Below are 11,948 nucleotides of genomic sequence, written 5' to 3'. Positions count from 1 at the left end.
CTTGGCGGTTACGATGAGCCAGAAACCCTCTCTTATCAAATCAACCTAAACTGTCCCATTGGTGCTGACGTCAGACAGTCGAATGTCAACTTCCGCTTCTGGTTCAGGGGTGATGTTGTACATGCGAGACGCTCAGTCAAAACGAGCGGCTGTTGAGCGTAGAAAGCAGCCCAACAGGATGTCGACTTCGGCTGGCAGCCTTGTCCGCATCTCGGAAGTCACTATGCTTGGAATTGAAGGTCTACTTTGGGCTACGAGCGGTCGGCAGCAATCATTGAGCCTAGGGCCGTTTTGTCCTGCATTTCGGGGTTTGCAAAGCCCTACGATGATTGTCCGCTTCGGGCTGCGACCCGCCGATGCTGCGCATTGAAGATAAAAACGGGAGTAGCTTGGAACAACGTGTTTGTTGTGTCACTGGAGAGTGCGCAATGAAGTGACCGTAGATGTTCAAGTGAGATTCAGGACTGACTCATCGTCAAAACGGATCGGTCTACGCGCCAGTTTCACGCCTTCCGGTCTCATTCGTCTTGTAGCACCGAGCCCGCTTCGGGGCGGAGAAGTACCGACAATACTCGGCGGTGAATACGATCTAGATCGTAATCGGTTAGTTCTAAACCCTCAGTCATCCGCGCTTTGAATGATTGAAAGTCTCCGCGAGTGATTTCGTCACGGTTTTTGTCGTTTCCGGCAAGTTGCTGCGCGAGTTTTTCCTTTCGGAAGTCCAGCAGAAAACGGGAAAATCGAGCGTTCAATTCGGAGTATTGAGGGGACTCCTCGATAGGCGATTTGTTTTTCATCAATTCGGTATCCGATTGCCATGGAACTGCCCGAGCGTTTTTGCTGGGCAAGTACAACATTCTGGTCAGCTTTTGCGTGTGAAGCGTATGAGACGGTTTGGTTCCATGGCCACAGTCTTGAGTTTTTCTGGTCTTGGTCAATAGCACGAATGCTATCGATGGTCGCACAACGCAGAACAATCTCGAATCTCTACAGGAATCTTTCTTATTTTGTTTCAAATCCTTAATAATCTGTGGGCATTAAAGCCCGTTCAAATGGGCGCAAAAATCAAGCCTATGGGCTATTTATGCCCACCCACACAACTGGACTAAGAAAACTAACCTGAACACTTCGAATGCCCACAACTGCGGCAGGTCATGCAGCCCTCGATCATCACCATGTCGTACTGGCCGCAGGACGGGCAGGCCTTGCCGCGCGGCGCGTCCATGTTGACCACCTGCGCCTGCGGGTCGGACTTCAAGCCCATGCCCTCACCCTCGAGGAACCCAATCGCGATCAGGTGCTGCTCGATCACGCCACCGATCGCCGCCAGGATCGACGGGATGTATTTGCCCTTCACCCACGCACCACCACGCGGGTCGAACACGGCTTTCAGCTCTTCTACCACAAAGGACACGTCCCCGCCCCGCCGGAATACGGCCGAAATCATCCGGGTCAGCGCCAAAGTCCAGGCGTAATGCTCCATGTTCTTCGAGTTTATGAACACCTCGAACGGACGCCGCCTGCCGCCGATGACGATGTCGTTGATGGTCAGATATATCGCGTGCTCGCTGTCGGGCCATTTCAGCTTGTAGGTCGACCCTTCCAGCGACTGCGGCCGGTCAAGTGGCTCGGACATATAGATGACGTCTCCGCCATCCACCTCGTGCGGAGCATCCGCGCTTTCGCCCGGCACCTTGTCATCGCTTTCCGAAACGGTCAGAACCGAACCGGTCACATCATTCGGGCGATAGGTGGTGCAGCCCTTGCAGCCCTGATCCCAGGCTTGCATGTACACGTCCTTGAAGGCGTCGAAAGAGATGTCCTCTGGGCAGTTGATCGTCTTCGAGATCGAGCTGTCGATCCATTTCTGCGCTGCCGCCTGCACCTTGACATGCTCGGTCGGCGTCAAGGTCTGGGCGTTCACGAAATAGTCGGGCAAATCCTTATCGCCAAACTTGTCGCGCCACATCTGCACGGCGTAATCTACCACCTCTTCTTCGGTGCGCGATCCGTCCTTTTGCAGAACTTTACGGGTATACGCATAGGCAAAGACCGGCTCGATCCCTGACGACACGTTGCCCGCATAAAGGGAAATCGTTCCTGTGGGCGCGATCGACGTCAGCAGAGCGTTGCGGATACCGTGCTCGCGAATGGCATCCCGGACATCGTCATCCATCTGCTGCATGGTGCCGCTGGCCAAGTATTTCTCGGCGTCGAACAGGGGAAACGCCCCTTTTTCCTTTGCCAAGTCCACCGACGCCAGATAAGCGGCGCGCGCGATCGCGTGCAACCAGCGCTCGGTCTGACGCGCCGCCTCGTCGGAGCCATAGCGCAGGCCCAGCATCAGCAGCGCATCCGCCAATCCAGTCACGCCCAATCCTATACGGCGTTTATCTTGCGCCTCAGCCTCTTGCTCGGCCAGCGGAAATTTTGACGCATCAACGACATTGTCCATCATCCGAACAGCCGTGGCGACAAGTTCTTGCAGGGCCTCTTCATTCAAACGGGCGGTTGCTTCAAACGGTTCAGACACCAGGCGCGCCAGATTGATCGAACCCAAAAGGCAGGCCCCGTAAGGCGGCAACGGCTGCTCGCCACACGGGTTTGTGGCCGCGATGGTTTCAACGTAGCTGAGGTTGTTGGCTTGATTGATCCGGTCGATGAAGATCACGCCCGGCTCGGCAAAATCATATGTCGCCTGCATGATCTTGTTCCACAGATCACGCGCCTGAACGGTATGATAGACTTTGTCACCAAACACCAGTTCCCACGGTCCATCAGCCTTGACCGCCTCCATGAACGGATCGGTCACCAGCACAGACATGTTGAACATGCGCAGGCGGGCGGGGTCAGACTTGGCAGTGATGAACTGTTCGATATCCGGGTGGTCGCACCGCATGGTCGCCATCATGGCGCCCCGGCGCGAGCCTGCCGACATGATCGTGCGGCACATGGCATCCCAGACATCCATGAAGCTCAGCGGCCCCGAGGCATCCGCCGCGACGCCTTTCACGTCAGCGCCACGCGGCCTGATGGTCGAGAAATCATAGCCGATCCCCCCACCCTGCTGCATGGTCAGCGCGGCCTCTTTCAGCATGTCGAAAATGCCGCCCATGCTGTCGGGGATTGTGCCCATCACGAAACAGTTGAACAGTGTCACCTGCCGCGCGGTGCCCGCACCCGCAGTGATGCGCCCGGCGGGCAGGTACTGGAAATCCTCCAGCGCCTCATAGAATTTCTCTTCCCAATGCTTCGGGTCTTTTTCCACGCGCGCCAGATCGCGGGCAATGCGCCGCCAACTGTCTTCGACCGTCTGATCGATGGGGGTGCCATCCGCCTGCTTAAAGCGGTACTTCATATCCCAGATCTGCTCGGCGATGGGGGCGGCAAAGCGACTCATTGGTGATTCCCTGTGCTGAAAGAGGTATCCAGACTACCCCAAATCACATGCTCACCACAACACCTTGATGACACCGGGAACCAAGCTACAATATAAAGATCAACGTCGGGACGACTCTGTGGGAAAGCTGTGGATAATTACGTAAACCTCATAAAACTGTCCGTTGGTTCGGAAAGTGTCGATACGTTGATGGGCTGGCAGGACAGCCGCATGGCGCTTTACGAGGACGGCTTACCACGCCACGTCACACGTATGTGGCCCAAGCGCGAAGCCGAAATACTCAACGGCGGATCAATCTACTGGGTCATCAAAGGTGTAATCCAGTGTCGGCAGCGAATCCTGCGTCTGGATGAAGTGATCGGAGAGGACGGCATCCGTCGCTGTGCCATTGTACTGGACCCCAAGCTATACCGCACCCAGAACGCCCTGAAACGCCCGTTCCAGGGGTGGCGTTATCTCAAGCCAGAAGATACACCAGCCGATTTGCCCAAAAACCGCGAGCAGGACGACGCCCTGCCCGACGATCTGAACCGCGCCCTGGCAGAAATAGGCGTGCTGTAATTACCGCAGCCGACCCAGCAATTCGGACAGGGCTGCTTTTTCTGCCGCGTCATATTTTGCAACCCGACTGCGCCACAACGTGGCCTGCGATTGCAGTATCAGACCGTCCGAGAGGATCTTCAAATGGTTGGCCCGCAGGGTCTCTCCGGTCGAGGTGATATCGGCAATTGCTTCGGCGGTTTCATTCATCACCGTGCCTTCAGTCGCACCTTGGCTGTCGACCAGCGTGTAATCGGCCACGCCCGCTTCTGTCAGGAATTCCCGAACCAGACGGTGGTATTTGGTGGCAATCCGCAGCCGGTGGCCGTGGGTCTTGCGAAACGCAGCAGCTGCCGCGTCCAGGTCATCAAGCGTATCGACATCGACCCAACACGCCGGGGTCGCGATGATCAGATCAGCTTTGCCGAAGCCAAGCCGCGAAACCTCTTCAACCTGCTGTTCCCAGCGCGGCAGTTTCTCGTGCACCAGATCGATCCCGGTAACACCCAGATGAATCCGCCCCGCCGCCAGTTCACGCGGGATCTCCCCCGCCGACAGCAGGATCAGAGAGACACCGTCGATCCCTTCAACCTTGCCTGCGTATTCCCGATCCGACCCGCTGCGTGACAAGGTGATGCCGCCTTTTTCGAACCACGAGAACGTCTTTTCCATCAACCGGCCCTTCGAGGGCACACCCAGTTTCAGACTCATACTGCACCTTCCTCGATCTCCAGCATCAAATCGGGGCGCAACACACCACCAACTGCCGGGATTTCGTCCCCGTTGCCCAATTGGCGGGTCAGCGCGTCATAACGCCCGCCCGTGGCGATCGGAGGCAGGTCAGGCCGACCTTCCGCGTAAAAACCAAATACGAACCCGTCGTAATACTCCATCGACGTCCGGCCGTAGGCGGCCTCGAAATCCAGCCGATCCACATCGACGCCACGCGCCTGCAGCGCAGCCACGCGCGCCTCCAACCGGTCCAGAGCGGGCGTGATCTGCGGCAGGTCCACTGCCACGTCGCGCAGCTGTTCCAGCGCGAATGGCATGGTCTCGCGCACGTTCAGCAACGTTTCCAGCCCTGCAAGTTCATTGTCTGAAATCGGCGGGGTATCGCGGTCTTCGCGCAGCGCCTCGACCCGCGCTGCGATTTCAGCTGCGCGGCGCTTGCCGATCATAGGGGCATCAAACGCCATCGGATCGGCTGCGTCCAGTAGCGCGTTGCGCCCTTCCAGAGGCGGCTTGCGACCTGCAAACCGATCCAGCAACATACGGAATCGGCGCGGTCTCCACAGGTGTCGCATCAGCGCTGCCTTGCGACGGTCGGTCGTGCGCAGCCCCTCGACAGCGGCAGTGAGGATACCGATATCCCCTGTCGCCGCCCGAAGAGGCAACCCACGCAACTGCAGTGCCATCAGCGAAAACACCTCAGCATCCGCCCCGGCGGGGTCTTCCCGATCAAAGACCTCATAGCCCACCTGAATGTATTCGTTGGCGCGATCGGGGTCATGCTCCTGACGGCGGAACACTTCGCCCGAATAGGTATAGCGCGCGGGCTCAGCGCCTTCGTTCATGTGCATCTGCACGACAGGCATGGTGAAATCCGGGCGCAGCATCTGTTCACCGCGCAGCGCATCAGACGTGACATAGGCGCGGGCCCGGATGTCTTCACCATAAAGATCCAAAAGCGTTTCCGCCGGTTGCAACAGGGGCGTGTCCACCACCTGAGCACCCGCAGCTTCAAACCGGACACGCATCATCGCGGCGCGGGCCTGTATCTGTGAACGGTTGGGCATGTGTCAGTCCTGACTGTCCAGAATTTCACGCACTTTCGAGACCAGATCACCGCGCGGCACTTCGAATTGGCTGGGGCGTTCCTTCCATTCCTCTAGCGTTGCGCTTTCGGCAATTTTGGCGCCAAGTATCAGGTCCTTGATCTGGACGATACCATTGACTTTTTCATCGCCGCCCTCGATCACCGCAATCGGAGAGTTCCGTCTATCCGCATATTTCAGCTGATTGCCGAAGTTCTTGGGGTTACCCAGATAAACCTCGGCCCGAATACCGGCATTGCGCAGTTCCGCCACCATCGCCTGATAGTCGGCCATCCGGTCGCGATCCATAACGGTCACGACTACAGGACCCGTGGCCTGCGCGGCGATCCTGCCTTTTTCGCGCAGCGCGGCCAGCAGACGGTCGACACCGATAGAGATGCCGGTCGCTGGCACTTCCTGGCCGGTGAAGCGCTTGACCAGGTCGTCGTAACGGCCGCCGCCCGAGACCGATCCGAACTGCCGCTTGCGGCCCTTTTCATCGAAGATTTCAAAGGTCAGCTCGGCCTCATAGACCGGACCGGTATAATAACCCAACCCCCGAACGACGGAAGGATCAATCTCGATCCGGTCCGCACCATAGCCACCGGCATCCAACAAAGTGCCGATCTGTTCCAGTTCGGCGATCCCATCCGCACCGATCTTGCTGTCGCCCACCGCAGCGCGCAGATTGGCCAGCGTTCCGGCGGTATCCAGAGCCTTAGATGTCAGGAAGGCAATCACCGGTTCAGCCTGATCTTTACTGAGCCCTACACCGTCAATGAAGGCGCCCGAGGCATCCAGGCGGCCCTTGGTCAGCAACGCGCGCACACCCTGCTCACCCACCTTGTCGAACTTGTCGATGGTGCGCAGAACGTTGTCTCGGGCGGCGGCGTCTTCGCCCAAGCCCATCGCTTCGAGCACGCCGTTCAGAACCTTGCGGTTGTTGACCCGCACCAGATAATCGCCGCGCGGTATGCCCACGGTTTCCAGCGTATCCGACAGCATCGCGCAAATCTCGGCATCCGCCGCCATCGAGGCCGTACCAACCGTGTCCGCATCGCATTGATAGAACTGACGATAGCGCCCCGGTCCAGGCTTTTCGTTGCGCCAGACCGGACCCATCGCATAGCGGCGATAGGGCGTGGGCAGGTCGTTGCGGTGCTGCGCGTATACGCGGGCCAGAGGTGCGGTCAGGTCATAGCGCAGGGCCATCCAGTCGCCATTGCCGCCATCATCGAATTCCTGCCATGCAAAGACGCCCTCGTTCGGGCGATCCACGTCGGGCAGGAACTTGCCCAGCGCCTCGACGGTCTCGACCGCACTGCTTTCCAACGCGTCGAACCCGTAACGATGATACACGCCCGCAATCGTCCGCAGCATCTCATTGCGCTGCGTGACTTCCTCGCCGAAATAGTCACGGAACCCTTTCGGCGTGACGGCCTTGGGGCGGGGCTGTTTCTTGGGCTTGGCCATGTGGGGCGTCCTTGGGAGAGTCCTTGTTCCGCGCGCGGTCTATCCCATGGCCCGCATCGGGGCAAGGCGCGCTTTCTCTGGCCTTGGTCCGACTGTGTCGCTATGACCTGCGCAGGACAGGAGGCACTTATGCAGCATCTGGAAGAAGAGATCGCCCATCTGACCCGTATCGTGGACGAGTTGAACACAGTCGTCACCAGACAACAGTCGGAAATCGACCGGCTGACCCATCGGGTTGAAATGCTGTTGCAGCGAGAAGCAGAACGGGCGCAGGAAGGATCCGGCGGCATAATCCTTGGTGACGAACGGCCGCCTCACTACTGATACATTACAGCCCCAGTGTCGATTTTACAGCATTGTCCACGACACCACCCAACAAGGCGTTTTCGTCCCCGGCACAGCCCTCTTTCAAAGCGGCCACAAAGGATTCGCGCAGAGCGGCCTTTTCCTCGTCCGAAGTCGCGTGGGCCTCGATATCGACCTGTCGGTTGTATAGCGACAGGGCCGTCATCTTCCCAACCACGTCCAGAATGTATTCTTCGTTCCCGTCAGCCTCTTCGACAACAGAGGCGCAGGTGTGATACATCAGCGGCAGCGCGTTCTGCATCATCTGTTCGGCTTCCTCGTCAGCAAAGGCCGATCCGGGGGCTGCGATCAGAAAGGCGGAGGCCGCTAGCTTCAGCGAATTCATACGCATCTTCGTTCTCCTCCACTCACTTGGAATTTGCGCCGATCAGCGCACCAGCCACTGCACCTGCGGCAGCACCCTTGCCGTCGCCGATCAGGGCACCGACACCTGCGCCGATCACAGCGCCTTTGATCGTATTTTCCTTTTTCTTGTCATCCGCCAGCCCAGCTGAAGCCGAAACCAAAGCCAGCGATGCCGCTGCTACAAATACAGTCTTTCTGAACTTGAGACCCGCTATTGCCATAACTGCGCCCTCCCGTGGCATGACCTAATGACATCTCTCTCTCTGTCAGGTCAGCCTAGCGAGGCGCTAATCAACTGGCAACAAAGCGGTGTCAGATCTCTTCGACGGTCATCACGCCCTCCAGCGATTTGATCGCGCCCTTGATCTGCGGGTTGATCGGGAACTCGCGCCCCAGATCCATTTCGACATCGCCGGGCAGGCTTGGGTCCAGCAACATGAACTGGATTGGCCCCCGTGCAGCCCCTTTCGCGGCAGAGGCGGCGTCTTCCAGCACCTTGGCGACCGAAGGCACAGCCTGCGCTTCGTCAACGTAAATTCGCAGCCCGGTTGCCCCGGCCTCGGCCACAAGGGAATCCGCCGGACCAACCGAGCGGCCCAGCAGCTTGAGCTGATCGGCTTCCATCGTCGCCTCGGCGGTCAGAACCACCTGCGCACCGGTTTCCAGAAACTCGCGGCACTTTTCCAATGTGTCCGAAAACAGCGTCACCTCATATGCGCCGGTGGGATCAGACAGTTGAGCGAAAGCAAAGCGGTTGCCCTTGGCCGATTTCCGCTCCTGCCGCCCGGCGACAACCCCGGCCATCTTGGCGATCAGCGGACCAGACCGGGCCTTTTCCGTAACCTCATCCAGCGTCATCACCTTTTTTCGTTTCAGCGCAGGCATGTAATCGTCCAGCGGGTGCCCTGAGAGGTAAAAGCCGATGGCCTTGAATTCTTCGCTGAGGCGCTCGGCCGGCAGCCAGTCCGGCGTCGGCGACAGGCGTGGTTCAGGCAGGTCGTCTCCGGCATCACCAAACAAAGACACCTGATTGGAGTTTTTCTGTTCATGGATGGCCGCCGAATACTGTACCAGGCGGTCAAGGCTTTCGAACACGCGGCGACGGTTCTTGTCGAGCTCGTCAAAGGCCCCGGCACGCGCCAGCATTTCCAGCGGACGTTTGCCGGCTTTTTTCAGATCCACTCGGCGGGCAAAGTCGAACAGATTGACAAACGGCTTGTCGGCACGCCCTTTAACCACAAGGTTCATCGCCTCGACGCCCACGTTTTTCAAAGCGCCCAGCGCGTAAACCAGTTCGCCGTTCACAACGTCAAACGTCGACAGTGAGCGATTCACGCATGGCGGCACGTAGGGCAATTCCAGTCCCTTGCGCACTTCTTCGAAATACACCGCCAGCTTGTCCGTCAGATGGATATCGCAGTTCATGACACCGGCCATGAACTCGACCGGGTGGTTCGCCTTGAGCCATCCGGTCTGATAGCTGACCACCGCATAGGCCGCGGCGTGGGATTTGTTGAAGCCGTAGTTGGCGAATTTCTCCAGCAGGTCGAATACTTCGGAGGCCTTCTTGGCATCCACGCCGTTCTCACCTGCGCCCTTTTCGAATTTTGGGCGTTCGGCGTCCATCGCCTCTTTGATCTTTTTACCCATCGCGCGGCGCAGTAGGTCGGCGCCGCCCAACGAGTAGCCCGCCATGACCTGCGCGATCTGCATCACCTGCTCCTGATAGACGATGATGCCCTGCGTTTCCTCAAGGATATAGTCGATCAGAGGATGCACGGACTCGATCTTGCGTAATCCGTTCTTGACCTCGCAATAGGTCGGGATATTCTCCATCGGGCCGGGACGATACAGCGCCACAAGAGCCACAATATCCTCGATGCAGGTGGGTTTCATGCGCTTGAGTGCATCCATCATGCCCGAGCTTTCAACCTGGAACACCGCCACGGTCTTGGCTGCTGAGTAAAGCTTATATGTCGCCTCATCATCCAGCGGTATGGCGTTGATCTGGTTTTCGGCCCCCTCAGCGGGTTCATAAAGCTCGGTGCCATCGGCGGCGATGTGCAATGGACGCCCAGACTTGAAGATCAGGTCCATCGCGTTCTGGATCACGGTCAGCGTCTTCAGGCCCAGAAAGTCGAACTTCACCAGCCCGGCCTGTTCAACCCATTTCATGTTGAACTGGGTCGCGGGCATATCGGAACGCGGGTCCTGATAGATCGGCACCAGCGCATCCAGAGGCCGGTCGCCGATCACCACCCCTGCCGCGTGGGTCGAAGCATTCCGCAACAGTCCCTCGACCTGCTGGCCGTAGGTCAGCAACCGGTCGACCACCTCTTCCTCGCGCGCGGACTCGCGCAGGCGCGGTTCGTCTTTCAGCGCCTTTTCGATGGAGACAGGTTTCACTCCCTCAACCGGGATCATCTTTGACAGGCGATCCACCTGCCCATACGGCATTTGCAACACCCGCCCGATATCGCGTACAGCGGCTTTTGACAGCAATGCGCCGAAAGTGATGATCTGCCCCACCTTGTCGCGCCCGTATTTTTGCTGAACATAGCGGATCACCTCTTCGCGGCGGTCCATGCAGAAGTCGATGTCGAAGTCGGGCATCGAGACCCGCTCGGGGTTCAGGAAGCGTTCGAACAGCAGGCTGTAGCGCAGCGGATCAAGGTCGGTGATCGTCAACGCATAGGCAACCAGCGATCCCGCACCCGATCCCCGCCCCGGCCCGACGGGAATGTCCTGATCCTTGGCCCATTGAATAAAGTCCGCAACGATCAGGAAGTAACCAGGGAAACCCATCCCTTCGATGATGCCCAGTTCGAAGTCCAGCCGTTCCTGATACTCTTCAGGCGTCACGGCATGCGGGATCACCGCCAGTCGTTTCTGCAAGCCCTCATTTGCGATGCGACGCAGTTCGGCAACCTCATCATCAGCGAATTTCGGCAGGATCGGGTCGCGTCGATAGGCCATGAACGCGCAGCGTTTGGCGATCTCGACGGTGTTTTCGATGGCCTCGGGCAAGTCGGCGAACAGGGTCGCCATCTCTTGTTGTGACTTGAAGTAATGCTGAGCCGTCAGGCGGCGGCGGCCTTCCTGCTGGTCGACATAGGCCCCTTCCGATATGCAGATCAGCGCGTCGTGAGCTTCGTACATGTCCGGTGTCGGGAAATAGACGTCATTCGTGGCGACCAGCGGCAGGTTCCTGGCATACGCCATCTCGATATGGCCACGTTCGGTCTCTCTCTCTGCCTCGGGCTGGCCATCCTCACCCGGATGGCGCTGGAGTTCGATATAAAACCGGTTAGGGAACATTGCCGCGAGCCGGTCGACCAATGCTTCGGCCGCAGGACGCTGGCTCTGTTGCAGCAGCATCCCGACCGGGCCGTCGGGCCCACCGGACAGGCAGATCAATCCTTCAGATCGTTCAGCCAATTCTTCCAAAGTGACCTGAGGCAGTTGCCCGCCCTTGTCCACGTAGAGACAAGTGCTGAGCTTCATCAGGTTTTCGTACCCGGTCTCGGACTGCGCCAGCAGCACCAGAGGCGCGGGTGTCTTCGGCTTCTCGCCGGGCTGGGCCTTGACATAGGTCAGATCAACCTGGCACCCCATGATCGGCTGCACCCCGGCCCCGCTTGCGGTGACCGCGAATTCCAGCGCCGAAAACATCGAATTGGTATCCGTCACGGCGACGGCTGGCATCTCCATCTTCTCGCACAGGCCCGGCAGCTTTTTCAGCCGCACGGCGCCTTCCAGAAGGGAATATTCAGTGTGAACGCGGAGGTGAATGAATCGTGGAGAACTGCTCATAACGCCCAAGTTACTCCAGCCGGCTGCGCGACAAAAGGCAGAACCGCGCCACCTTTGCCGCAAAAATATCGCCATTTATTATTCGGCTTTTTCAGAAGGTGCTTCGGGATTGACTGGGCGCCGCAATCAAAAACCGCTTTATTTACAACTGGCTGCCTATTAATCAGACAAGACGGTAACAGACCGTGGACGTGTAA

Annotated in this window: 10 protein-coding genes; 2 read left to right on the top strand and 8 right to left on the bottom strand. The window is 58.5% G+C overall.

Annotated features, from left to right (window positions below; all coding sequences use genetic code 11):
* Positions 1 to 518 precede the first annotated feature (518 nt).
* Positions 519 to 797, bottom strand: coding sequence for a hypothetical protein (locus AC2FJB_RS15370; RefSeq protein ID WP_209509890.1), 279 nt, complete (start codon positions 795 to 797; stop codon positions 519 to 521).
* Between the two features lie 317 nt (positions 798 to 1,114).
* Complete coding sequence (locus AC2FJB_RS15365) at positions 1,115 to 3,400, bottom strand: adenosylcobalamin-dependent ribonucleoside-diphosphate reductase (RefSeq protein WP_496719418.1); 2,286 nt, start codon at positions 3,398 to 3,400, stop codon at positions 1,115 to 1,117.
* A gap of 129 nt (positions 3,401 to 3,529) precedes the next feature.
* On the opposite strand from AC2FJB_RS15365, the gene AC2FJB_RS15360 reads away from it, so the two are divergent.
* The gene (locus AC2FJB_RS15360; RefSeq protein WP_496719417.1) at positions 3,530 to 3,961 is read left to right on the top strand and encodes a DUF1489 family protein; all 432 of its coding nucleotides are present in this window, start codon (positions 3,530 to 3,532) and stop codon (positions 3,959 to 3,961) included.
* On the opposite strand, the gene hisG is transcribed toward AC2FJB_RS15360, so the two are convergent.
* From hisG to hisS, 3 genes are read right to left on the bottom strand one after another with little or no spacing between them, the layout of a single operon-like run.
* Positions 3,962 to 4,651 carry an ATP phosphoribosyltransferase gene (hisG, locus tag AC2FJB_RS15355; RefSeq protein WP_117873089.1) on the bottom strand — a complete coding sequence of 230 codons (690 nt, stop codon included), beginning with the start codon at positions 4,649 to 4,651 and terminating at the stop codon, positions 3,962 to 3,964.
* A complete protein-coding gene (locus AC2FJB_RS15350; RefSeq protein WP_496719416.1) occupies positions 4,648 to 5,736 on the bottom strand; it encodes an ATP phosphoribosyltransferase regulatory subunit in 1,089 nt (362 codons plus the stop codon). Before AC2FJB_RS15350 ends, hisG begins: the two co-directional genes overlap by 4 nt.
* Before the next feature lie 3 nt (positions 5,737 to 5,739).
* Complete coding sequence (hisS, locus tag AC2FJB_RS15345) at positions 5,740 to 7,227, bottom strand: histidine--tRNA ligase (RefSeq protein ID WP_496719415.1); 1,488 nt, start codon at positions 7,225 to 7,227, stop codon at positions 5,740 to 5,742.
* Positions 7,228 to 7,356: 129 nt separating this feature from the next.
* Between hisS and AC2FJB_RS15340 the strand changes: the two genes are divergently transcribed.
* Positions 7,357 to 7,551, top strand: coding sequence for a SlyX family protein (locus AC2FJB_RS15340; RefSeq protein ID WP_117873086.1), 195 nt, complete (start codon positions 7,357 to 7,359; stop codon positions 7,549 to 7,551).
* Positions 7,552 to 7,555: 4 nt separating this feature from the next.
* On the opposite strand, the gene AC2FJB_RS15335 is transcribed toward AC2FJB_RS15340, so the two are convergent.
* The 3 genes from AC2FJB_RS15335 to dnaE all read right to left on the bottom strand — a co-directional run bounded on the left by AC2FJB_RS15335 (position 7,556) and on the right by dnaE (position 11,751).
* Positions 7,556 to 7,924, bottom strand: coding sequence for a hypothetical protein (locus tag AC2FJB_RS15335; RefSeq protein ID WP_496719414.1), 369 nt, complete (start codon positions 7,922 to 7,924; stop codon positions 7,556 to 7,558).
* A 16-nt stretch (positions 7,925 to 7,940) separates the two neighbouring features.
* Positions 7,941 to 8,159: a YMGG-like glycine zipper-containing protein gene (locus AC2FJB_RS15330; protein WP_496670435.1), complete on the bottom strand. Its 219-nt coding sequence runs from the start codon at positions 8,157 to 8,159 to the stop codon at positions 7,941 to 7,943.
* A gap of 91 nt (positions 8,160 to 8,250) precedes the next feature.
* Complete coding sequence (gene dnaE, locus AC2FJB_RS15325; protein ID WP_496719412.1) at positions 8,251 to 11,751, bottom strand: DNA polymerase III subunit alpha; 3,501 nt, start codon at positions 11,749 to 11,751, stop codon at positions 8,251 to 8,253.
* Between the last annotated feature and the right edge of the window lie 197 nt (positions 11,752 to 11,948).

It is taken from the genome of Ruegeria sp. CDSC085 (assembly GCF_059610465.1).
The sequence above is the reverse complement of the archived record's forward strand: the minus strand, read 5'-3'. Positions and strand labels throughout refer to the sequence as shown.